Consider the following 23,112-nt stretch of genomic DNA (forward strand, 5'->3'; position numbering starts at 1 on the left):
AATGGAAAACGAATTTGAAGTGTTTCAATGGTTAAAAAACCAACAGGCCCCTTTTTTCGTTCAACTGCAAATTTTTCAAGCGTTTCAAATGTATAAGTTAATCGTAGAAATGGATAAGAAACTGATGATGTATGAGGAAAAGGAAATGAGGGAAAGTGTTTAGCACATTCCCTGAAATATTTGCCCAAGCTCCTTTTGATTTTCTTCCATCATTTTTATATCGTTTATCTCAAAAGTATATATAAGGTTGTGCAATAGAGGGCTATATTGATAAAAGTGAATGATGCGTTCAAAGAATGATGAATCGCGATGAGGAGCGAGTGTGCGGTATTGTTTATATACTTCATATGTAAATTCACTACCGAAGTCGTTATATAGCCCAGCAAAATCAAAGGCAGGGTCTCCAATTTGGGCATCTCCGAAATCTATAATGCCGGCAATCTGTTTTCGCTTCTCATGAAATAAAATATGCTGATGCGTGAAATCGGCATGAATAATGGTTTGTGAAAGAGCGGATACATGTATTTGTTCAAAAAAAGCTTCAAAGAAATAATCAAGTACTTTTCTTTTTGGCGTTGTGAGCGTACTAGAAAGATAATGTTCCAGTTTACTTTGAAGGTGCCGCCAGTATGAGGTAGGATGTTCAACTGAAAAGCCACATTTTATTGCGCTTTCCACCGGAATCATATGTAAAGCAGCGAGAAATGAAGCGAGTTGTGTTATGATTTTATTTTGTTCATGGGGTGTTAAGCGTTCTAATGTTTCTCGAGTAAATGGTTCACCATGAATGAGTTTATAATAACTGCATATAGGAATTTTATCTGTTTTCTTTTTATATAAAAGGTGATATTGCGGAACCTTTATATTTTGTAAGGATTGAGAAAGTGCCTCGCATAATTGTTTTTCACGGGGGATTTTTTTTGCATACTCAAGTTTTCGTGGGAAACGAAATAGCCATTCCTGATTGATGATAATAGCTACATTGTCCCAGCCCTTGTCATTTTGTTTACAAGAGTGTATCTTCACATTTGGTAGTGCTCGCTGTACATGTTGAATATAAGAATTCATTTTATTAATCCTCTTTTCGCTTCTTATTTAAAAGCTCTGGGTAATTGACTTTCTATTCAATATTATCAGAAATCAAAAAGAGAGTGTATGACGCAATAGACGACTATCAAGTATCTGAAAATCTAAGTAGTAAAGAAGCGAATCAATTATTTTTTGATGAAATGAAGTTAAGCTATACAATGAAGATTGTAAAAGAAGAGAGCATTTTTAAAATTTGTGAACAGCAACAGAGTGTACGTTAAAAAATGTCCCCAGTGTGGGGACATTTTTTTGTTTTCACAGGTTTTCATTTTGTTGACCAATTTCCTTCTTACTTATTTCAAGATTTCCCTGTTCGACTTGCTTTAGTTCATTTACTGAATCTCCAGCATAACCTTTTTGCGTTTTTACCACTCTTTTACGAAATGTTGAGGATTGATTTGTCATACGTAAGCCTTCTTTCATTTAAAAATAAACGAAAATAATGAGTACAAGTAATATTGCTCCGAATATACCAATCCCGATTAAAAAAGAAGTGTTTTTGTATCGAGGTGGTTTATGAACATCTTGTCGATATCCAGGAGAAATTTCAGGAGCGAACTCTTCATCATAGGAAGAATGTTCTTTCTTTTCATCCATATGTTTGCACCTTTCTTTTTTACTAGGTTGTACGTTACGAAGAGGAACTATGCAGGACGAGGAAAAGAGGAAATAAAAAAGCCGCGAATATTAGCGGCTTTTTTGCATTGCATATTTTTTCTGTACTTGAAAGAGACGAATGAGCAGAAAGGCTGCGCCAAATGCTAATCCTAAAATAAGACCGATCCAATATCCTTTTGCTTCCCAAGATGTGTATGTCGCCAGTACATAACCAAGTGGGAGACCGATGATCCAATATGCAATTAGTGTCATAACTAGGGCGACATTCACATCTTTATAACCACGCAATGCACCTTGTACTGGAGTAGCGATTGCATCAGAAATTTGGAATAAAATCGCAAATATTAGAAACTCTTTTGCTAAATGATGGACAGCCGCATCTGCTGTATAAATAGATGCAATTTGATCGTCGAAGAAAAAGAGGAGAACAGAATAGAATAGGGCAAAAGCAATTGCGAGCCCTATGCCGATAAACCCGTATTGTTTTGCGCTTTCATAGCGAGTTGCTCCAACTTCAAAGCCGACTGTAATGGTCATAGCCATTGCTAAACTTAAAGGCGTCATATATAACAGTGTTGCAAAATTCATTGCTGCTTGATGGGCGGCAATTGTTGTTGTATCAAAGTTGCTCATAAATAACGTAACTGCAGCAAAAATACTCGTTTCAAAAAAGATAGCAAAGCCGATTGGTACGCCGAGTGTTAATAGTTCTTTCCAACTTGAGATAGAAAGGCGATATAAACGCTGAAATATACCGAACGATGCAAAAGGTTCTTTCGTATGGATAATAATAATGGTGATGAGTAAAATGCACCAATATGTCGCAGTGGAAGCAATTGCTGCGCCAACTCCACCTAACTTTGGAAAACCAAAATGGCCAAAAATAAATACATAATTTAAAATGACGTTAATTGGTAAAGAGAGTAAAGTAATAATCATCGAGGTGCGCGTTTTTCCTAATGCATCGATAAAGCCACGAAATACCGTATATACAAATAATGGAATAATACCGATTGCGATAATACTTAAAAATTGATCTGCGATACTTTCAACTTGTTCTTCTAAATTCATTGCATGTAAGATTGGAGTAACAGCAAAGTATCCGATGATAATTACAATGAAGCTGACTAGAATTGCTAAGTAAACAGCTTGCATAACAATATGAGGTACTTCTTCTTTTTGTTTGGAACCGACAAGTTGAGCGACAATTGGCGTCGTTGCCATTAAAATTCCTGTTAATCCAGTACTAACAGGAATCCAGATGCTCGTACCAATCGCAACCCCTGCTAAATCAGTGGAACTCGCATGTCCAGACATTGTTGTATCAAAAAAGCTCATGGCAAATAAAGACATTTGCGTCACGAAAATCGGGAAAAATAGTAAGAAAAATTGTCTCATTTTCTGTGAGAGTGAAGTTGTTTCTTTCATAAAGACTCCTTTCCATATAAGACCAAACACGCACAAACGGACAGTAACTCTGCTTACAAAATCAAAGTATAGATAAGAGGGAACTGCCCGTGAGAGCTCGATTGATGAGGGCTAATTATCAGTGGTGGGTAAAGAACACCCACTGATAAAAGTTTCACTTTATCATACAATTTAAAACGAAAATAGAAAAGAAATACACTTCGGACAAATCACTTGTATATTTTGAAGCAATTTGAAAAAAAGGTGCACTTTAAAAGAGGATAAGGTATTATGAGAAGGTATGAAAAAAAGTATATGTTAAGGTATTAAGGAGGCACGCCCCGTGGCTGATTGGTTAATTGGTTTAATTATGGGGGCTGTTGAAGGATTAACGGAATTTTTACCGGTTTCATCAACAGGTCACATGATTTTAACAGGACATTTAATTGGATTTGAAGGAAATAAAGCAAAAACATTTGAAGTTTTTGTTCAGTTAGGATCGATTCTAGCAGTTGTCGTTGTATTTTGGAAACGATTATGGTCTTTGGTAGGCATTGGGAAAGTAACACAAGGACCATCTTTAAATTTAATACATATTATTATCGGAATGATTCCAGCAGGATTACTTGGATTCTTATTCCATAGTAAAATTAAAGAAGTTTTATTTGGACCAGGACCGGTTGTTATTAGTTTAGTTGCTGGTGGTATTTTAATGATTATTGCTGAGAAGTTTTCAAGACCAAGTACAGCAAAAACATTGGACGAGATTACATATAAACAAGCATTTACAATCGGGATGTTTCAATGTTTAGCGCTATGGCCAGGATTTTCACGTTCGGGGTCTACAATTAGTGGTGGATTATTAGCTCGTGTATCTCATACAGCAGCAGCTGAATATACATTTATTTTAGCAGTTCCAATGATGGTAGCTGCAACAGGGTTAGATTTAATTAAAAGCTGGGATGTATTAAGCGTAGCAGATATCCCTCTATTTGCAAGTGGCTTTATTACAGCATTCGTTGTGGCAATGCTTGCAATTGTTTCATTCTTAAAATTATTAGCACGCGTGAAATTAACACCATTTGCATACTATCGTTTTATTGTAGCTGCGGTGTTCTATTTCTTCATTATGTGATAAAAAAACTGCCAAATGGCAGTTTTTTTATTTTGCTATCTTTTCAATCATATTTTCCATCACATGCTCCCAAATTGAGGTGTCAGAAGCTAACGTTTCACGGAATCCAGCATACATTTCTTTTTGCTTTTCTTCAAATTGTGGATCGTCTTTTCCAGGTAATGTGGCACGCATGGAAGTAACTAATTCTTGTATTTTTGGAGCGCGTGGTCCCCAAACTGCTTTTTCGTTTCCAGCTGCGTCAATAAAAATAAAGATTGGGATCGCACGTGCTGTTCCGTTTGTTAAGTATTGATCCATTAACTCTAAGTTTTCATCACGGATAAGAAGGCTCATTTCAATATTCGCAACTTCACAAATGCGCTTCATAACAGGAACGCAAAGAAGAGCATCGCCACACCAGTCAGCTGTTAATACGATGACACGCCAGCCGTCATTTTGACAATCTTCTAAAACGGGAAGCAATTCGTTTGGAATTAAAAAATTATTATAAATATGTAACAGTTCATATTGGTTAACAGTCATGTTATTTACATATGTATCAAAGGACATACCTTTTTCAGCCCATTGTTGTAATGTCATATGGAACACCTCTTTCTAATTTGCTTTTATTGTATCAATTTTAGTACAGAAAAGCTTGTAACTTTACTTTTCCTGTTTCTTTTTATTAGTAGGCCATAATTTATCTAGTGTAAAGAAAATTGCGACAATTAGCAGTTCACCTATATTTGATATAGTAATACTCTCCATCCAATCATCTGCTATATGAAGAACGAGCCAATCAAATGAAATTTCTAAGATAGAAAGAAGAATAAAAGAGAGCCATTTTGGTAGTTGCTCTAATACTGATTTTAAAAATACTTTAAAAAATAAAATAAAAAAGCTACTAATTCCGTCTAGAATGAGAGTAAAGAGAAAAAAGAGTAGAAGTGCAGTTCGTGATGTGTATTCTATGCCAACGAGACGAAATACGCCGACAGATGCAAAGAAGATTATTGCAAAAGCAATAATTATGAGAAGGGTAATACTACTAATAACAATTGTTTTTTCTTTTCCACTTAAATCTGAAAACTTTTCTTCATCCTTATCCATCATACACCTCCAAAAAGTTTATTGAGAGGAGTTTTCTTTCATAATATTTAGTATATCATAAATAATTTGGTGGATGATGAAAACAAAAAAGAGTGCAGTAAAGCGCACTCTTTTTGTGGCTGAAGTGATTTTCAGCATGTTAGAAAAGCAACCTTTATCATTCATTTCCAAATGAATAGCAAAAGATACATGTTCTAGTGGTTAAAATAGAATTTTCATGAGCGGAAAGTTTTAGTTCGTAATGAAGGGCTAGTAAGCAAATTGAACGCTTAGTGCATATTAGCATGGGAAAAAAGGTGACAAAATGTGAAAAATAAGGTAATATAATTCATAATGTTTTTATTTAACTATATGAAATAAATGAAGGAGATGTAAGCGGTGTCTCAAAATCGTGAACAATTGATGGAGGATTTATCTACACATGTTTTTGCAATGTTTCGCTCGGTGCGTAATGATATTGGAAAAATTTTTGGGGGCTACATTCCATGGAATGAGTTTCTTGTACTTCGTATATTAAATCGTAATGAAAAAGAGATGGTTTCTCGTGTAGCAAATCAATTACATGTATCAAATAGTCATATTACAGCTGTTACAGAAAAATTAATTAAAAAAGGATTTGTGACACGTTCACGTTCTACATCTGATCGTCGTGTTGTGTATTTGGAAATTACGGAACAAGGAAAAGAGTTAGTTGCGAAGATGGAAGTCGCGAAAAAACAGTACCTAAAAGAAAAATTTTCAACGCTATCTGAAGAAGAAATGCAAGTTATGGTGTCTATTTATAAAAAGCTAATATAGTAAGAAGTGGTACTTATATTTCATATTGTGAAGTGAAAGATAGAAAGACGGAGTGTTTCATGGAGCATCTAGATCAAAGACGAAAAATAATCAAAGTCTTCACGTTAATGTGAAGACTTTTGTGTTTTGTGCGTGCTGAAGTTGAGCCTCATAATCTGAAAAGAAATATAAGCAGAAGCTTGTTAATGGATAAGAAAGAAGTGTGTAACAAGGTGTGTATGTATTACGCAAGAACAGGCAGTCATACTTCTACCTCGAAGTTCCGAAGAATGAAAGTAGTTAGGTGAGGGGAAACTATCCATAAGACCCCGATGGGTGAGAGATTCCCCAGTGTAGGAAGTAGCAGGAAAGACAATACTACTACCTATAAAAGATGGAAGGAGGGGGAAAGATGACAAACCGTAAAGGGAGTCAAGGAAGTGGCAATCAAGGATCACCGAAAACAGGGCAGTTCCAACAAGAGTTTGGTTCGGAATTTGTGAGTGGTGATGATAATAAAGGGAAGGAATATCGTTCGAAAAAAGGAAGTAAATCAAAAAAGGAGTGATACAATCACTCCTTTTTTGTATTATGAAGCTGCTGAGCTGTCTGCATCATATTTTTTTTCTGATATAGTATAGAAGTAATCTTTAATAGCGTAGTCCTCATGCCTAGTTCTTTTTTTAAATAATGAGTATATCTTGTTGAACTAATGGGTGCTTTCGTTCAATAAGACATACAAAAGGACCAAACCTGGTCCTTTTTCTTTTGCTCAAATTATTAACACTGATGTTTAAACAAGGCTTTGTAAATAAAAGAAATTATGAAGTAATTCATACGTAGAAAGAAGATTTGTTACATATGTTATTAAAAAAATAAGCCACCTTGTCAATGCAAGGTGGCCTGGAAGGGGGACAATTTATGTCAATTTAATTAGGGATGGAAAGCTGTTCGAGACACTGGGGAATGTCTCATTATTAGGGAGGAACAGCTTCGATAGTTATACTATAAAAGATAGGTGTGAATTCAATGTGAACTTGAAGTGAAAGGGATGGGGATTTTCAAATTTTTATCCCGCTATTTGTGGGCAGTAATACCCCCACCTCAAAGTTCTCCAAGAAGCAGAGAAGTTAGGTGGGGATAAACTGACCGTAAAAGTCCGATTGGTGAGGGTTAATGATCAGTGGAGGATAACGGTCCACTAGAGCCCGGTTGTTGGTAGTTTTCTATCGGTGGGAGAGGAAGAAAGTTACCATTGATAGAAGTCTCACATTGTATGAAAATAAAAGTTGAAATCTATGAAAAAAAGGATTATGCTCAACTATATTATGAGAGTATAAGGATGTATTAAGGGAGTTAGTGATATGGAAGCAGCAAAAAAACAAGACTTTAAAAATCGTTTGATACGATTAAGTCCGCCGCAAATTTTAGCAATGGGCTTTTTTTGTTTAATTGTTGTCGGAGGATTGTTATTAAAACTACCTTTTGCGACAAAAGAGTCTATTAGTTGGGTGGATGCCTTTTTCACTGCAACATCAGCGGCCACTGTAACAGGGTTAGGTGTTGTGGATACTGCAAGCACTTTTACAATGTTTGGTCAAATTGTCATTATGCTACTAATTCAAACAGGTGGTCTTGGATTAATGACGATTGCAATTTTAATTGTTTGGGTATTAGGAAAGAAAATTGGATTGCGCCATCGTCTATTAATTGGAGAAGCATTCAATCAAACAAATATCGGTGGTCTTGTGAAATTAGTAAAACGTGTCTTTATTTTTTCTATTTGTATTGAACTAGTTGGAGTTGTTTTTTTATCTATTCGTTTCATTCCGGAATTTGGATTTGGGAAGGGACTATATTATAGTTTCTTTCACGTCATAGCAGCTTATAATAATGCGGGATTTGCCCTTTGGCCCGATAATTTAACACGTTATGTAGGGGATCCAATTATTAATATTGGAATTTGTTCTTTAATTGTTACAGGTGGTTTAGGATTTACCGTGTTAATTGATATATGGTATAGTCGTAGTTTTCAGAAACTATCACTTCATTCAAAAATTATGATTGTTGGAACAATTGCCCTCAATATAATTGCGATGATTGTGATTTTGTTATTGGAGTATAATAATGTGAAAACGTTAGGATCGTTATCTCTAAGCGAGAAACTGTGGGCTTCATTCTTCCAAGGTATTACACCAAGGACGGCTGGATTTAATACTGTTGATTATGGAAGCATGGAAGAATCGTCAATCTTGTTTACGATGATTTTAATGTTTATTGGGGCAGGAAGTGTTTCAACAGGTGGAGGAATTAAATTAACGACATTTGTTATTTTAATTACATCGGTTGTTGCCTTTTTTAGAAAGAAAGAAGACTTTGTTTTATTTCATCGTTCAATCAAAATGTTTACAGTAACAAGGGCACTGGCAATTGCAGTTGCCAGCCAAATTCTTATTTTTGCAGCGGTTTTTGTATTAATGCTGACGGAGAACTTTAGTTTTATTCAGTTGCTGTTTGAAACGATCTCTGCATTTGGTACAGTTGGATTAACAATGGGAATCACAGCGGAATTATCAGCTATTGGAAAATGTATTATTATGTTTGTTATGTTCTGTGGATTAATTGGACCTTTAACACTTGTATTTACCCTAGCACGACCAGCGAAGGAAAAAATTCGTTATCCATCAGAAGATGTTTTCACAGGATAAGGTATCACGCAAAAAGCGAGATACCTTTTTTCTTTAAGAGGATGTTCAAAAAGTCCGGTAAAGATAGCTGTCGTATTTCTTCGTTACGTCGCCAGTCCGGTACTCGTGTAGTTCCATCTACACTCCGTATCCTCCTGGCTTCCGCGCCTCGAACTACTCGGCTCTCTTTATCCTCCTTTTTGAACACGTACTTAATTACTTTTTTAAAAAAGTGAGAACAATAATCCGATAATCGCAGCGCGGAATAAGAGAGCAACAAGTGCTGCAATTCCACCGATAATAGCTGCAATGCTCCCTGTAACGGTAGCACCACGATTATAAGCATATATACCAAGTAGAACAGAAACAAGTCCAAAAAGTATTGGAAATGTGAAGAGTGATAATACAGCGAGAGCAAGAGCGATAAACCCAGCTGTTGAACCAGCTGTTTTTGATTTTACTTCGTCTTTATTATCATAATTGATGTGCTGAGGTGCAACTTCTGTTGCATACTCTTCTTTATAATCGCCTTCTTCTCTACGATGTTCATCAAATTTATCAGTCAAGGTGATTTCTCCTTTCGTAACAAGGTTCTTTAGTAGTATGTATGTATTTTTATTTTTTATCCCGTATTAGCGAGCAGCAATACCCCCCACCTCAAATTTCTGCAAGAAGTAAAGAAGTTAGGTGGGGGATAAACTGCTCGTAAAAGCCCGATTGGTGAGGGCTAATAATCAGTGGGGGATGAAGAAAACCCCACTGATCAAAGTTTCACTATCCCGCATGAATGAACTGTAGGCACGACACCGCAAGATTTGAAGGTTGAAATGTGCCAAAAGATAGCAGCTTTAAATGAATTGTAAAACTTGGTATGAGTTCCTCTATTTTGGAAAGGATAAAAAAGAATTAAAAGGAAAAAGGTGGTTTGTATGATGGAACATCCAATTGAAAATTTAATGAAAACGGCAATGACAAACTTAAAAGAGATGGTTGATGTGAATACAATTGTCGGAAGTCCTGTTTCAACAGCAGACGGAAACGTTGTTTTAACAGTCTCTCAAGTTGCTTTTGGCTTTGGGGCAGGAGGAAGCGACTTTAAAGGAAATGTGTCTGTAGGAAAAAATGGAACAGGGCAAGGGCAACAAAAAGAGGCGGGGCAAGGACATCCGTTTGGTGGTGGAAGTGGTGGAGGGGTTTCGATAAACCCGGTTGCGTTTTTAGTGGTAGGAACAAAAGGAGTGCAAGTTTTGCATTTACATAGTGGTACACATCTGATTGAAAAAGCCTTAAATATAGTTCCAAGTACCGTCGATAAGTTCGTAAATGGTCGTTAAAAAGCGGACTTGCATTTTTTAGGAATTATGATATATTAGAAAAAGTGTGTTTAGAGATCGATAAATATAACTGAAATATAAATATATATGATTTAAGAAATAAGGGAGAGGTAGTTATGATTAACATCAAGAATTTTACTGTTGGTTTATGCATGTTAGTGAGCGGATTTGTTGTGTATGTAGTTAAAAAAAAAGCACAGTTCTAAAAACAGACCGATCGTAATGTCTGTTTTTATTTTTGGGAAAACATTTGACATGTTTGTATATTAGTGTTAATATAATATTTCGTGTCTCAGTTACAGCTAGTATGGATTGAATATTTCTTATGGATACAGTATAGAAGATTTGCGAAAGATCGGGCAGTTATGCCAACAACTTTTGTAAACAGACCCAAAAAGTTGTATTTATAAGCTTATACACATACTAGTGTATAAGGAGCGGTCATTGGAGCCGTATTGATGAGAGAGAGGTAGGGCTTTCATCCAGTATATGTTACTTTCCCATTAGGTGAATATAAAAAAGAGAAGTCTCCTTTTTCATAAGGAGACTTCTCTTTTTTATACATGTTACATTAAATAATTGCATCATCTTTTAAAGACTACTTTCAACTCTTTGACAGATTTCATCAGTTGTTAAGCCACTTGCTTCAATGATAGATCCTTTTATCTCCGCATTCTGAATCCCCATGACATTAGAATCTAGCCCAGTTACGACACAACAATCGCATCCTTGCGCATCATTTTCGGATTGTAATGAGATGATCTCATATCCTTTTTGTTGCAATGCTTGTTGAACATCTGTTAACGAATTTTCAACGCCAATTTTCGCCATACTCTTCACCTCCTGCCATCTAGTAATATGGTCCATTTTTTTGGGAAATATTCGTATTTTGTAGAAAAGATGGCAAAGAGGAGACTAAATTAGTCGTTATATACACCTGTTAACATTTGACTTACGAATTGGTTATTTAAGTGCTCTTGGGCGGAATCGTCATTAGAGTGCACATTAATAGATGCGATAAAGCTATTGTTTTGTTCCGGTTCTTCATTTGGATATACTTCTACATAATTGTTAAATTTACAAAGTCCTTTTGTATTCATTAGATCAAATAGTTGTAACATCTCCACCACTTCTTGTCTTGTTCCTTTAATTTGTACACATGCCATATTATTTTCCTCCTTTGTTTGAAAAATTGCTTTTTGAAAATAGGTTTATGAAAGCAACATGAAAAATATGATTATTATTTTTATACAGTATTCTTTTTCCTCATTTCACTCCTTTTCATTCAAAATTCGCTTTTGTTCGCAAATACACGAAATAAGACGTCCGTTTATTGAATACAATAGATTCGCATCATTTTCTAAAAATCCTTCTTCTAAACAAATGTTTTTTAGAACGAAAAAAAACGAAAAATATTTTTCTTTATTTTGTAACCGTTAACAATGTTGATATATCAATATAAACAAGCAAGTACATAAGTTTAAAAATTATAAATTTTCAAAAAATTATCTTGATTTATTTAAAAAGGAGAGTAAACTAGGAAACAATAAAAAACTCACAGAATATAGGGGGGCGCTTTCAAGTGAACGAGCAATGGATTTCCTTAAATGGAGAATTTGTTCCAAAAGACGAAGCAAAAGTTTCTGTTTATGATCATGGTTATTTATATGGTGATGGGGTGTTTGAAGGAATTCGTGTCTATAGTGGCAACGTCTTTCGGTTGAAGGAACATCTCATTCGTTTATTCGAGTCAGCAAAATCCATTATGTTAGAAATTCCATATACGTTAGAAGAAGTGACCGGTATTGTTGTTGAAACCATTCGCCAAAATCAGCTTTCTAACGGTTATATCCGTTTAGTAGTATCAAGAGGTGCTGGAAACCTCGGTTTAGATCCCGATTCGTGTTCGAATCCAAATGTGGTTGTAATTGCGGAACAATTAGCGTTATTTCCGTCAGAATATTACGAAAAAGGAATTCCGGTTGTGACAGTTGCAACACGTCGCAATCGTCCAGATGTATTAACACCACAAGTGAAATCTTTAAACTACTTAAATAATATTTTAGTGCGAATTGAAGCGAAGCTTGCGGGTGTGCAAGAAGCACTTATGTTAAATGAACAAGGTTATGTTGCAGAAGGATCTGGCGATAATGTGTTCATTGTAAAAGGAAATAAATTAGTTACACCGCCAAGTTCTGCAGGCGCATTAGAAGGAATCACGAGAAATGCGATTTTGGAAATTGGAGAAAAACTCGGATATGACGTAAGAGAAGAATTATTTACACGTCATGATGTATACGTAGCTGATGAAGTATTTTTAACAGGAACGGCTGCTGAAGTTATCGCTGTTACGACAGTTGATGGAAGAATTATTGGTTCTGGAAAACCTGGGCAACATACAAACCATTTATTAGAAGAATTTCGTAAGTTAGTTGTGGAAGATGGCGAGAAAATTTACGAAGAGAATAAAGTTGGATGATAGAAGAGTAAATGACATTCGTGATCTGTTACGAATATCCAAAAAGAGGACTGGATATGTCAGCTCGTTATGAAATTGTAAAGCGTTGATAGGGAGGAGTAGTTGATTGTGAAGCCTCACAGAGAGTCGGTGGTTGCTGGAAACCGATGGTTCACGTTGACGAACATCACCCTTGAGTGCCAAGCTGAAGCATTTGTCTAGGCTTGGACGGTAGCTCCGTTATTAGCTAGGCTCAATAAAGAGTCTCTGAGGCAAGAAATGTTCTTGCAAAGAAGGGTGGTACCGCGAAATCTTTCGTCCCTTCAGCACATAGCTGGAGTGTGGGCGTAAGGTTTTTTTAGTGTATAAACAACTTTAAAGGAGGTTCATAAGAGCGATGTCTTCAAAAACGGAAGAAAAATTGGCAACCGGTGCACAGCTGTTGTTAGAAGCGCTAGGAAAGGAAGACGTAGAAGTTATTTTTGGTTACCCGGGAGGTGCTGTCCTGCCGCTATATGATGCGATTTATGATTGTGAAATTCCTCATATTTTAACAAGGCATGAGCAGGGCGCTATTCATGCGGCAGAGGGATATGCACGAATTACAGGTAAACCGGGTGTTGTCATTGCGACAAGTGGACCTGGTGCCACAAATGTTATTACTGGTCTTGCAGATGCCATGATTGATTCACTACCACTCGTTGTGTTTACTGGTCAAGTGGCGACAACGTTGATTGGAACTGATGCTTTTCAAGAAGCGGATATTATGGGCCTTACGATGCCGGTAACAAAACATAATTATCAAGTGCGTAATGCTTCTGATCTGCCGCGGATTATTAAAGAAGCATTCCATATTGCGAAAACGGGTCGACCAGGACCGGTCGTTATCGATCTTCCAAAAAACATAGTAGTAGAAAAAGGTGAGCGATGTAGCGACGTACAAATGGATTTACCAGGTTACCAGCCAAATTATGAGCCTAATCCACTGCAAATTAACAAATTGTTACAAGCAATTGAAGTTGCAGAAAAGCCGTTGATTTTAGCGGGAGCTGGTGTTCTGCATGCGAAAGCTACAAAGGAATTAACTGCTTTTGCTCGCATGTATCGTATACCAGTTGTTCATACGCTTCTTGGATTAGGCGGATTTCCACCAGCTGATGAATTGTTTCTAGGAATGGGCGGAATGCATGGGTCGTATACAGCGAATATGGCATTGTATGAGTGTGATTTACTCATTAATATCGGCGCAAGATTTGATGATCGTCTGACAGGGAATTTAGAGTACTTTGCAAAAGGGGCTACAGTCGCACATATCGATATTGATCCAGCGGAGATTGGAAAAAATGTGTATACAGAAATTCCGATTGTAGCCAGTGCGAAACAGGCACTAGAAGCACTGCTTGTATGCAAGGAACGAAAGGAAAATCATGGAGAGTGGCTATCACTGTTAAAGAGTAGAAAAGAAAAATATCCGTTTTCTTATCGTGAAGATTCTAAAGAAATTAAACCACAAGCGGCAATTGATATGTTATACGAAATTACGAAAGGAAAAGCAATTGTAACGACAGATGTTGGCCAACATCAAATGTGGGCTGCTCAATATTATCCACTTAAGGATCCTGATAAGTGGGTAACTTCAGGAGGACTCGGAACAATGGGATTTGGATTTCCAGCTGCCATTGGTGCACAAATTGCAAAACCAGAAGAACTAGTTGTAGCGATTGTTGGCGATGCAGGATTTCAAATGACATTACAAGAGCTAAGCGTATTGAAAGAGCATTCTCTCCCAGTTAAAGTTTTGATTTTAAATAATGAAGCGTTAGGCATGGTGAGACAGTGGCAAGATGAATTTTATAATCAACGCTATTCTCACTCTTTGCTTTCTTGTCAACCAGACTTTGTGGCACTTGCTCATGCGTATGGCATAAAAGGAGTGCGAATTGAAAATGCATTACTTGCAAAAGGGCAGTTACAAGAAGCGATTGATTTGCCAGGACCAGTTTTAATTGATTGCCGGGTGCTTCAGTCCGAAAAGGTTATGCCGATGGTTGCTCCTGGAAAAGGAGTTCACCAAATGGAGGGGGTGGAGATATGAAACGGATTGTTACGGCAACCGTACGAAATCAGAGTGGGGTATTGAACCGAATTACAGGCGTCATGACACGAAGGCACTTTAATATTGAAAGTATTTCCGTTGGGCATACGGAATCATCGGATGTTTCACGGATGACACTTGTTGTTCATGTTGAGAACGAACAACAAGTAGAGCAACTTATCAAGCAGCTTCATAAACAAATTGATGTGTTAAAAGTGTCTGATATTACAGAAGAAGCATTAATTGCAAGAGAGCTCGCTCTTATTAAAGTAGCAACGACAAGTGTATCCAGGTCAGAATTGTACAGTTTAATTGAACCGTTCCGAGCCGCTGTAATAGACGTTGGGAAGGATTCCATCGTCGTGCAAGTAACAGGGATGCAAGAAAAAGTAGAAGCGCTCATTGAGCTATTGCGCCCATATGGCTTAAAAGAAATTGCAAGAACAGGTGTTACAGCATTTACGCGCAGCATGAAAAAACAAGATAAGCAAATCATGTTAATCCATTAATCATTTAAATATAGGGGGAAAAAGAAAATGGCAAAAGTTTATTATGAGAAAGATGTAACTGTAAATGTATTAAAAGGAAAGAAAGTAGCAGTTATTGGATATGGGTCACAAGGTCATGCGCATGCGCAAAATTTACGTGATAACGGTTTTGATGTGGTAGTTGGACTACGCCCGGGTAAGTCATGGAAAAAAGCGAAAGAGGATGATTTCTCTGTATATTCCGTAGCTGAGGCAGCAAAATCCGCTGATGTAGTGATGGTGCTTCTTCCAGATGAATTACAACCGGAAGTATATGATGCAGAAATTGCACCGAATTTACAAGCAGGAAATTCACTAGTATTTGCACATGGATTTAACGTTCATTTTGATCAAATTACACCACCAGAAGATGTAGATGTATTTCTAGTAGCACCAAAGGGACCGGGTCACCTTGTACGTCGTACGTTTGTAGAAGGCGCAGCTGTACCAGCGTTGTTTGCGATCTATCAAGATGCAACAGGAACAGCAACTGAAAAAGCATTATCGTATGCTGATGGAATTGGAGCAACACGCGCAGGCGTATTACAAACTACATTTAAAGAAGAAACGGAAACGGATTTATTTGGAGAACAGGCCGTACTTTGCGGCGGTGTGACTGCACTTGTAAAAGCAGGATTTGAAACATTAGTAGATGCTGGTTATCAGCCGGAACTTGCATATTTTGAATGTTTACACGAACTAAAGCTAATTGTCGATCTGATGTATGAAGGTGGACTTGAAAATATGAGATATTCTGTTTCTGATACAGCACAGTGGGGTGATTTTGTATCGGGACCACGTGTCGTAACAGAGCATACGAAGCAAGCAATGGGTGAAGTATTAAAAGAAATTCAAGATGGTACATTTGCAAGGGGATGGATTGCAGAGCATAAAGCAGGAAGACCACATTTCCACGCAACGAATGTACAAGAAAATGAACATCAAATTGAAGTTGTAGGACGTAAATTACGTGAGATGATGCCGTTTGTACAACCGAAAGTGAAAGTGGAGGTTAAATAATATGAAACAGGTTTTGTTCATGGATACGACGCTTCGTGATGGCGAGCAATCACCGGGAGTCAACTTGAATGAACAGGAAAAGCTGCAGATTGCTAGGCAATTAGAGAAGCTCGGGATTGATGTGATGGAAGCGGGATTTGCATCCGCTTCTGAAGGTGATTTTCATTCAGTGAAACGCATTGCTGAAACGATTCAAAATGCATCTATTATGAGTTTAGCAAGGGCCAAGGAAAGCGATATTCGCAGGGCGTATGAAGCGGTAAAAGGAGCGGTATCACCTCGATTACACGTATTTTTGGCAACGAGCGATATTCATATGAAATATAAGCTATGTATGTCAAAGGAAGATGTACTAGATAGTATTCATCGCTCTGTAACCTTAGGTAAATCTTTGTTTCCCACTGTACAGTTTTCAGCAGAAGATGCAACAAGGTCAACTTATTCCTTTTTAGCAGAAGCAGTGGAAGTTGCGATTCGGGCCGGTGCAGATGTTGTTAACATTCCAGATACAGTAGGTTATACAAATCCAGAAGAATATTATTCTCTTTTTAAATACTTAAAAGAATATGTTCCCTCCTATGAAAAAGCAATTTTTTCTTGTCATTGTCACGATGATCTCGGTATGGCTGTGGCGAATTCATTAGCAGCGATTGAAGGAGGAGCATTGCAAGTAGAAGGAACGATTAACGGAATTGGTGAACGCGCTGGTAATGCTGCTTTAGAAGAAGTAGCAGTCGCTCTTCATATTCGAAAGGACTATTATGGAGCACAGTCTTCTTTAACATTAAAAGAAATAAAAGCAACGAGCACCCTTGTTAGCCGATTAACAGGCATGATTGTTCCGAAGAATAAGGCCATTGTTGGTGCAAATGCATTTGCGCATGAATCGGGTATTCATCAAGATGGTGTATTAAAAGAAGTAACGACATATGAAATTATTGAACCAGAACTTGTTGGTGAAGTGCAAAATTTATTTGTACTTGGAAAGCATTCGGGACGTCATGCCTTCACTGAAAAAATGAAAGAACTTGGCTATGAGATTACAGAAGAAGAGCGAGACATAGCATTTGGAGCATTTAAGAGATTAGCAGATCGAAAAAAAGAGATTACAGAAGAGGATTTACGAGCACTTGTATTAGGAGAAACAGCATTTTCAACACAACAGTACAGTATTAAACAGCTGCAAGTACACTTTGTATCAAATAGTACACAATGTGCAACGGTTGCACTGGAAGATGCAGAAGGAAATGTATACGAGGATGCAGCAACAGGTGCTGGTAGTATCGAATCGATTTACAACGCGATTCAAAGAATTCTAGGATTGGAGTGTGAACTAGCAGATTATCGTATTCAATCGATTACGCAAGGTCAAGACGCACTTGCACATGTTCATGTCGAATTAAAAGAAGGAAATCATCAAGTTTCAGGATTTGGGGTTGCACAAGATGTACTGGAAGCATCAGCAAGGGCCTATGTGCATGCAGCGGGAAAGTTAAAAGCGTTGCTGTCACTTACAAAGTGAAGCTTCTATAAGTGGGGGATGTAGTTCCCCACTTAACTTTTTCAATTAGAGAGTTTACTGCCAGTTAGAGCTTGATAAAAAGATAAAGGGGTGCTGATGAATGGAGAAACGTATCGTTTGTTTAGCAGGTGATGGTGTTGGACCAGAAGTTATGGATAGTGCTAAGCAAGTATTACAAATGGTAGAAAGGTTGTATGGTCATCGTTTTTATCTACAAGATGAACATTTTGGTGGGGCTGCTATTGATTCTTTCGGGCAACCGTTGCCACCAAGAACATTAACAGCATGTTTAGCGAGTGACGCTGTATTGCTTGGTTCAGTTGGTGGACCACGCTGGGACGGTGCGAAGGAACGGCCTGAAAAAGGGTTACTTGCACTTCGAAAAGGACTCGGGGTATTTGCAAATGTTCGTCCTGTTACTGTAGAAGCAGCGACTTCGCATTTATCACCATTAAAAGCAACTGACGCATTAGATTTTGTTGTCGTTCGTGAATTAACAGGAGGTATTTATTTCTCTTTCCCAAAAGAAAGAACAGAAGAGGTAGCGACGGATACGCTCACCTATCATCGCCATGAAATTGAGCGAATCGTTTCTTACGCATTTCAATTGGCAAGTAAACGTTGTAAAAAAGTCACTTCTATTGATAAAGCAAATGTTTTAGAGTCAAGTAAACTTTGGAGAGAAGTAACAGAAGAAATAGCACTGCGCTATCCAGCTGTTGAACTTGAACATCTTTTAGTAGATGCAGCAGCAATGGAATTGATTTGTAATCCAGGTCGATTTGATGTCATTGTGACGGAAAATTTATTTGGTGATATTTTAAGTGATGAAGCATCTGTACTAGCAGGTTCGTTAGGTATGTTGCCATCAGCGAGTCATGCAGAGAACGGTCCTTCATTGTATGAACCTATTCATGGATCGGCACCAGATATTGCAGGGAAAAATAAAGTGAACCCAATTGCGATGATGCGTTCGGTTGCGATGATGCTTGGGCAGTCATTTGAATTAAGAAAAGAAGGAGAAGCGATTGAAGAAGCAATTTCTGCAGTTCTTCGCTCCGGAAAATGTACAGCAGATATAGGTGGGAATGAAACGACATCTTCGTTTACAAAATGTGTTTTGCAAGAAATGGAAGAGCAGGCGTTAGTAGGGAGAGGGAGATAATGAAGAAAAGGTTACTAGATAAACTGTGGGAACGACATGTTGTTGCAACAAACGAGAATGGATTAGACCTGCTATATATCGATCTTCATCTCGTACATGAAGTTACATCACCGCAAGCCTTTGAAGGCTTGCGGCTTGCCAATCGAAATGTACGAAGACCTAACTTAACGTTTGCAACGATGGATCATAATATTCCAACAAAGGATGTTTGGAATATTACAGATCGTATCGCAAAACAGCAGCTAGACACGCTTCGTGCAAATTGTAAGCAATTCGAAGTCCCATTAGCAGATATAGGTGATGAATCACAAGGAATTGTGCATGTAATTGGTCCAGAGCTTGGACTTACGCAACCAGGAAAGACAATTGTATGTGGTGATAGCCATACGGCAACACATGGAGCGTTTGGAGCACTTGCATTTGGAATTGGAACGAGTGAGGTTGAGCATGTGTTAGCGACCCAAACACTATGGCAGCGAAAACCAAAAGCGATGGGCATCGAATTGAAAGGGAAATTACCAAAAGGTGTATATGCAAAAGATATTATTTTACATTTGCTAGCTACACATGGGGTAGCAATGGGAACAGGATATGTGATGGAGTTTTATGGAGAAACAATTATAGAAATGGAAATGGAAGAGCGTATGACACTCTGTAATATGGCGATTGAAGGTGGAGCAAAAGCTGGAATTATCGCACCAGACGAGAAGACGTTTGCTTATGTAAAAGGGCGTCAATATGCACCGAAAGATTTTGATCTGGCGGTAGCGAAATGGAGTGAACTTTATACAGATCAGGATGCAATATACGATACTGTTTATTCTATAGATGTTGCCACGTTAGCACCTTATGTAACGTGGGGAACCAATCCTAGTATGGGAATGCGCATTGATGAACGCTTACCGGTCATACGAAATCAAAATGATGAACGAGCTCTTACATATATGGGGCTTCAGCCAGGACAAAGTGTATTTGAAATTCCAGTTCAGCATGTATTTATCGGTTCATGTACAAATTCTCGTTTATCAGATTTGGAAATTGCAGCAGCTGTTGTAAAAGGGAAAAAGGTAAAAGAAGGTGTGCGGGCACTCGTTGTACCAGGATCAAAACGAGTGAGGGAAGCAGCGATGAAAAAAGGGCTGCACTATATTTTTGAAGAAGCCGGATTTGAATGGAGAGAGCCAGGGTGTTCCATGTGTCTTGGAATGAACCCAGATCAAGTACCAGAAGGAGAACATTGTGCATCCACTTCCAATCGTAATTTTGAAGGGAGACAAGGGAAGGGTGCGAGAACTCATCTTGTGAGTCCAGCGATGGCAGCAGCAGCTGCACTATATGGTCATTTTGTTGATGTGAGAAAGGAGAGTTATGATGGAGCCATTTCGTATTCATAAGGGTACTGTTGCTGCATTAATGAACGATAATATTGATACAGATCAAATTATCCCAAAACAATATTTAAAGCGGATTGAACGAACTGGTTTTGGACAGTTTTTATTTGATGAATGGCGCTATCAGAACGATCGTCAAGAAAATCCAGATTTCCCGCTAAATGCGCCGGAACGAAAAGGCGCAAGTATTTTGATTACAGGTGAGAATTTTGGTTGTGGTTCTTCGAGAGAACATGCCCCGTGGGCTCTTGCTGATTATGGATTTCGTGCTATTATTGCTGGGAGCTTTGCTGACATTTTTTATATGAATTGTACGAAAAATGCGATGCTTCCTATCGTAATGGAAAAAGAAATACGTGAGAAGTTAGCTGCGGTAGGTCCAAGAGAAATCATAGAAGTAGATTTGGAAAATGAAGTAATAACAACCGAGGCAGATCGCTTTCATTTTACGATTGAAAAAATGTGGAAAGATAAACTATTGAGTGGTTTAGATGACATCGGAATTACCCTTCAATATGAACAAAAAATTCAAGAGTATGAACTAGAAACAGCTCGCTAAACAAATTTGGCGAGCTGTAATTTTAAAAGTAAATATAATAATTTTAATTTTGTTTACATTCTGAATTTAATGGTATATACTATGTGAAAACAAGAGGAGAAAGGGAGTAATGACAATGTTTACATTACAATCAGTCACTTTACTTACACAACTACATCATCATACATAACCCTTGAACCTAGCGTGAACAACGTGTAGGTACAAGGGTTATTCCCATTGTACCTACACTCTTACTAAGAGCCTTGTAGGTATTTTTTCTACAAGGCTCTTTTTATTTTGTTCGTGGTCGCGATCAAGGGCATACATTAGAAAGGAAGAGTTTGAATGATTGAAGTTGAAAGGAGAGTGAAACTGCGTGACGAAGTGGAAGCGAGCAAATCCAAATGGAACAAGGGATTATGTATTTGAAGAATGTACGTTAATAGAAGAGGTTGAACAAAAGTTACGACGAACGTTTTTAGAAAGAGGCTATGAGGAAATACGAACACCGACGATTGAGTTTTATGATGTCTTTTCTTTTCGTAATCGGCCGATAGATGAAGAGAAAATGTATAAGTTCTTTGACCAGCAAGGGCGTATTATCGTGTTAAGACCGGATATGACAATTCCGCTTGCAAGGGTGATGGGAACGCATGGCGGGAGAGCACCTGTGAAATTAACATACAGCGGGAATGTATTTCGGGCAAATGAATCGTTATCTGGAAAATATAATGAAATCATTCAAACAGGTATTGAGATTATCGGTATTGATAATATACGTGCTGAAATTGAATGCATCGTAAGTGCGATACAAGCACTTCTGGGAGTAGGAATTCAGTCCTTTACAATTGAACTGGGGCAAGTTCAATTGTATAAATGTATCGTTAAAAAGCTAGCACTTGAAGAAGACGATGAGTCAACGTTGCGCACGCATATTGAAAGTAAAAATGATGCTGCGTTATCCCATTTTTTAAAAGAGAAGAAATTAGATCGAAATGATAGGGCGGTACAGTTACTCGAACGATTGCCGCGGTTATTTGGAAAGTTAGAAGTCATTGAGGAAGCTGAAAAACTTGCCTCAAACAATGAAATGAAGGAAGCAATCGCAAGGGTAAAAGAAATCTATGAAACAATTGAAAGATTGGGCTATGGTTCCTATATTTCGATTGATTTTGGGATGATTCAACATCTTCATTATTATACGGGAGTTATTTTTAGGGGATATATATGTGATGTTGGAGAAGAAATTGTCAGTGGTGGCAGATATGATGAGTTAATTGGAAATTTTGGAGAGCCAATGCCGGCAGTTGGGTTAGCTGTACAAGTAAATCAAATTGTACGTACGTTGCAAGAACATCAAGCGGTTGACGATAGAAAGAAATTAGATATACTTATCCATTATTCACTCCATATGGTTGCGGAAGCAGAAAGATTATGTGGTTTGCTTCGGAAAGATGGCCGTAAAGTAGAATTATCTATGTTTGAAACATTGCAAGATACATTTCAGTTTGCGAGGGAAAATGAGATTAGGGCAGTAGTTGAAGCATCTCGGGAAACGTTAGTAGAGTACGTGTGGGACGAAAAATGGATTAAGCAGAAAGAAGGGGAAACCTCATGCGTAACATTCAAATTGCGTTAACGAAAGGAAGGTTGGAGAAGCATGTTATTCCACTTTTTGAAAAGATTGGAATTGATTGTTCAGAGCTAAAGGATAAAGGAAGAAGGCTTGTTTTTCAAAGTACAAATGCCAATATTTCATTCATTCTTGTTAAAGCGGTTGACGTTGCAACTTATGTAGAACATGGTATTGCTGATATTGGAATTGTTGGGAAAGATATTTTACTTGAATATGAGAAAGATATATATGAAATGGTTGATTTAGAAGTAGGTTGTTGTAAGTTTTGTGTTGCTTCTATTCCGACATATAACCCGAAAAGTTATCGAAAAAAGAGAATTGCTACAAAATATCCACATATTACTTCCGCGTATTTTCGTGATAAGGGAGAAGATGTAGAGATTATTAAAATAGAAGGTTCTGTCGAGATTGCTCCGCTTCTCGGATTAGCAGATGCAATTGTTGATATTGTAGAGACGGGCACAACATTAAAAGAAAATGGATTACGTGTATTTGAAGAAATGTATACAATATCTGCACGAATGATCGTCAATAAAGCTGCCTTAAAAACAAAAAAAGACGAAATATTCAATATTATAAATAAGATGGAGCGTGCAATCGCTGCAGGTAAATAAAGGGGAG

General features: G+C 37.6%; 27 protein-coding genes and 1 other annotated feature. Of the genes, 18 read left to right on the forward strand and 9 right to left on the reverse strand.

Annotated elements, in window-relative coordinates; translation table 11 throughout:
- Nucleotide 1: 1 nt before the first annotated feature.
- Nucleotides 2–163: a hypothetical protein gene (locus QUF99_RS10145; RefSeq protein ID WP_289369845.1), complete on the forward strand. Its 162-nt coding sequence runs from the start codon at nt 2–4 to the stop codon at nt 161–163.
- Here the strand turns inward: QUF99_RS10145 and QUF99_RS10150 are convergent.
- The gene (locus QUF99_RS10150; protein WP_289369846.1) at nt 160–1,068 is read right to left on the reverse strand and encodes an aminoglycoside phosphotransferase family protein; all 909 of its coding nucleotides are present in this window, start codon (nt 1,066–1,068) and stop codon (nt 160–162) included. The two genes, QUF99_RS10145 and QUF99_RS10150, sit on opposite strands and share 4 nt — an antisense overlap.
- A 44-nt stretch (nt 1,069–1,112) precedes the next feature.
- Between QUF99_RS10150 and QUF99_RS10155 the strand changes: the two genes are divergently transcribed.
- Nucleotides 1,113–1,310, forward strand: coding sequence for a hypothetical protein (locus tag QUF99_RS10155; RefSeq protein ID WP_289369847.1), 198 nt, complete (start codon nt 1,113–1,115; stop codon nt 1,308–1,310).
- A gap of 34 nt (nt 1,311–1,344) precedes the next feature.
- Here the strand turns inward: QUF99_RS10155 and QUF99_RS10160 are convergent, their stop codons facing one another.
- From QUF99_RS10160 to QUF99_RS10170, 3 genes are all read right to left on the reverse strand, one after another.
- Nucleotides 1,345–1,494: a hypothetical protein gene (locus QUF99_RS10160; RefSeq protein WP_286124133.1), complete on the reverse strand. Its 150-nt coding sequence runs from the start codon at nt 1,492–1,494 to the stop codon at nt 1,345–1,347.
- An 18-nt stretch (nt 1,495–1,512) separates the two neighbouring features.
- Complete coding sequence (locus QUF99_RS10165) at nt 1,513–1,686, reverse strand: 2-isopropylmalate synthase (protein WP_289369848.1); 174 nt, start codon at nt 1,684–1,686, stop codon at nt 1,513–1,515.
- Nucleotides 1,687–1,776: 90 nt separating this feature from the next.
- Entirely contained in the window at nt 1,777–3,135 is a 1,359-nt protein-coding gene (locus tag QUF99_RS10170) for an MATE family efflux transporter (RefSeq protein ID WP_289369849.1), read from the reverse strand.
- Between the two features lie 322 nt (nt 3,136–3,457).
- On the opposite strand from QUF99_RS10170, the gene bacA reads away from it, so the two are divergent.
- Nucleotides 3,458–4,249 (forward strand): undecaprenyl-diphosphate phosphatase, encoded by a 792-nt coding sequence (gene bacA / locus QUF99_RS10175; RefSeq protein ID WP_289369850.1) that lies wholly within the window; start codon nt 3,458–3,460, stop codon nt 4,247–4,249.
- Nucleotides 4,250–4,276: 27 nt separating this feature from the next.
- Here bacA and QUF99_RS10180 read toward each other — a convergent pair whose 3' ends face one another.
- Together QUF99_RS10180 and QUF99_RS10185 are read right to left on the reverse strand one after the other, a co-directional pair.
- A complete protein-coding gene (locus QUF99_RS10180) occupies nt 4,277–4,831 on the reverse strand; it encodes a thioredoxin family protein (RefSeq protein WP_289369851.1) in 555 nt (184 codons plus the stop codon).
- Nucleotides 4,832–4,894: 63 nt separating this feature from the next.
- Entirely contained in the window at nt 4,895–5,341 is a 447-nt protein-coding gene (locus QUF99_RS10185) for a YrvL family regulatory protein (RefSeq protein ID WP_289369852.1), read from the reverse strand.
- Nucleotides 5,342–5,719: 378 nt separating this feature from the next.
- Here QUF99_RS10185 and QUF99_RS10190 point away from each other — a divergent pair, with 378 nt between their 5' ends.
- The 3 genes from QUF99_RS10190 (at nt 5,720) to QUF99_RS10200 (ending at nt 8,826) form a co-directional block, all read left to right on the forward strand.
- Nucleotides 5,720–6,139 carry a MarR family winged helix-turn-helix transcriptional regulator gene (locus QUF99_RS10190; protein ID WP_289369854.1) on the forward strand — a complete coding sequence of 140 codons (420 nt, stop codon included), beginning with the start codon at nt 5,720–5,722 and terminating at the stop codon, nt 6,137–6,139.
- Nucleotides 6,140–6,530: 391 nt separating this feature from the next.
- Nucleotides 6,531–6,686, forward strand: a complete 156-nt coding sequence (locus tag QUF99_RS10195; protein WP_289369855.1) for an imidazoleglycerol-phosphate dehydratase — start codon at nt 6,531–6,533, stop codon at nt 6,684–6,686.
- A 796-nt stretch (nt 6,687–7,482) separates the two neighbouring features.
- Nucleotides 7,483–8,826 (forward strand): TrkH family potassium uptake protein, encoded by a 1,344-nt coding sequence (locus QUF99_RS10200; RefSeq protein WP_289369856.1) that lies wholly within the window; start codon nt 7,483–7,485, stop codon nt 8,824–8,826.
- A 203-nt stretch (nt 8,827–9,029) separates the two neighbouring features.
- On the opposite strand, the gene QUF99_RS10205 is transcribed toward QUF99_RS10200, so the two are convergent.
- Complete coding sequence (locus QUF99_RS10205; protein ID WP_289369858.1) at nt 9,030–9,371, reverse strand: imidazole glycerol phosphate synthase; 342 nt, start codon at nt 9,369–9,371, stop codon at nt 9,030–9,032.
- A gap of 366 nt (nt 9,372–9,737) precedes the next feature.
- Between QUF99_RS10205 and ytfJ the strand changes: the two genes are divergently transcribed.
- Both ytfJ and QUF99_RS10215 read left to right on the forward strand, forming a co-directional pair.
- Nucleotides 9,738–10,139 (forward strand): GerW family sporulation protein, encoded by a 402-nt coding sequence (ytfJ, locus tag QUF99_RS10210; RefSeq protein ID WP_289369859.1) that lies wholly within the window; start codon nt 9,738–9,740, stop codon nt 10,137–10,139.
- A gap of 116 nt (nt 10,140–10,255) precedes the next feature.
- Nucleotides 10,256–10,345 carry a phosphoribosyl-ATP pyrophosphatase gene (locus tag QUF99_RS10215; protein ID WP_286124142.1) on the forward strand — a complete coding sequence of 30 codons (90 nt, stop codon included), beginning with the start codon at nt 10,256–10,258 and terminating at the stop codon, nt 10,343–10,345.
- Between the two features lie 385 nt (nt 10,346–10,730).
- On the opposite strand, the gene QUF99_RS10220 is transcribed toward QUF99_RS10215, so the two are convergent.
- Together QUF99_RS10220 and QUF99_RS10225 are read right to left on the reverse strand one after the other, a co-directional pair.
- A complete protein-coding gene (locus tag QUF99_RS10220; RefSeq protein ID WP_289369860.1) occupies nt 10,731–10,970 on the reverse strand; it encodes a YkuS family protein in 240 nt (79 codons plus the stop codon).
- An 89-nt stretch (nt 10,971–11,059) separates the two neighbouring features.
- Nucleotides 11,060–11,305 (reverse strand): DUF3911 family protein, encoded by a 246-nt coding sequence (locus QUF99_RS10225; RefSeq protein ID WP_289369861.1) that lies wholly within the window; start codon nt 11,303–11,305, stop codon nt 11,060–11,062.
- Nucleotides 11,306–11,721: 416 nt separating this feature from the next.
- Here QUF99_RS10225 and ilvE point away from each other — a divergent pair, with 416 nt between their 5' ends.
- From ilvE to hisG, 10 genes are all read left to right on the forward strand, one after another.
- On the forward strand, nt 11,722–12,618 hold the full coding sequence (ilvE, locus tag QUF99_RS10230) for a branched-chain-amino-acid transaminase (RefSeq protein ID WP_289369862.1): 897 nt from the start codon (nt 11,722–11,724) through the stop codon (nt 12,616–12,618).
- 76 nt (nt 12,619–12,694) lie between these two features.
- Nucleotides 12,695–12,923 (forward strand) — a binding site (T-box leader).
- Nucleotides 12,924–12,994: 71 nt separating this feature from the next.
- The gene (gene ilvB / locus QUF99_RS10235) at nt 12,995–14,692 is read left to right on the forward strand and encodes an acetolactate synthase large subunit (RefSeq protein ID WP_289369863.1); all 1,698 of its coding nucleotides are present in this window, start codon (nt 12,995–12,997) and stop codon (nt 14,690–14,692) included.
- Nucleotides 14,689–15,201, forward strand: coding sequence for an acetolactate synthase small subunit (ilvN, locus tag QUF99_RS10240; RefSeq protein ID WP_289369864.1), 513 nt, complete (start codon nt 14,689–14,691; stop codon nt 15,199–15,201). The genes ilvB and ilvN overlap by 4 nt, the downstream gene beginning before the upstream one ends.
- 27 nt (nt 15,202–15,228) lie before the next feature.
- Complete coding sequence (gene ilvC / locus QUF99_RS10245) at nt 15,229–16,239, forward strand: ketol-acid reductoisomerase (protein ID WP_289369865.1); 1,011 nt, start codon at nt 15,229–15,231, stop codon at nt 16,237–16,239.
- A gap of 1 nt (nt 16,240) precedes the next feature.
- Complete coding sequence (locus QUF99_RS10250) at nt 16,241–17,761, forward strand: 2-isopropylmalate synthase (RefSeq protein WP_289369867.1); 1,521 nt, start codon at nt 16,241–16,243, stop codon at nt 17,759–17,761.
- A 100-nt stretch (nt 17,762–17,861) separates the two neighbouring features.
- Nucleotides 17,862–18,926: a 3-isopropylmalate dehydrogenase gene (leuB, locus tag QUF99_RS10255; RefSeq protein WP_289369868.1), complete on the forward strand. Its 1,065-nt coding sequence runs from the start codon at nt 17,862–17,864 to the stop codon at nt 18,924–18,926.
- Nucleotides 18,926–20,320 carry a 3-isopropylmalate dehydratase large subunit gene (leuC, locus tag QUF99_RS10260; protein ID WP_289369870.1) on the forward strand — a complete coding sequence of 465 codons (1,395 nt, stop codon included), beginning with the start codon at nt 18,926–18,928 and terminating at the stop codon, nt 20,318–20,320. Before leuB ends, leuC begins: the two co-directional genes overlap by 1 nt.
- Complete coding sequence (gene leuD, locus QUF99_RS10265; RefSeq protein WP_289369871.1) at nt 20,298–20,876, forward strand: 3-isopropylmalate dehydratase small subunit; 579 nt, start codon at nt 20,298–20,300, stop codon at nt 20,874–20,876. Before leuC ends, leuD begins: the two co-directional genes overlap by 23 nt.
- 355 nt (nt 20,877–21,231) lie before the next feature.
- Nucleotides 21,232–22,494, forward strand: coding sequence for an ATP phosphoribosyltransferase regulatory subunit (hisZ, locus tag QUF99_RS10270; RefSeq protein ID WP_289369873.1), 1,263 nt, complete (start codon nt 21,232–21,234; stop codon nt 22,492–22,494).
- Complete coding sequence (hisG, locus tag QUF99_RS10275; RefSeq protein WP_289369875.1) at nt 22,470–23,105, forward strand: ATP phosphoribosyltransferase; 636 nt, start codon at nt 22,470–22,472, stop codon at nt 23,103–23,105. Before hisZ ends, hisG begins: the two co-directional genes overlap by 25 nt.
- Nucleotides 23,106–23,112: the final 7 nt, after the last annotated feature.

The organism is Bacillus sp. DX4.1 (genome assembly GCF_030348195.1).
Lineage (GTDB): Bacteria > Bacillota > Bacilli > Bacillales > Bacillaceae_G > Bacillus_A.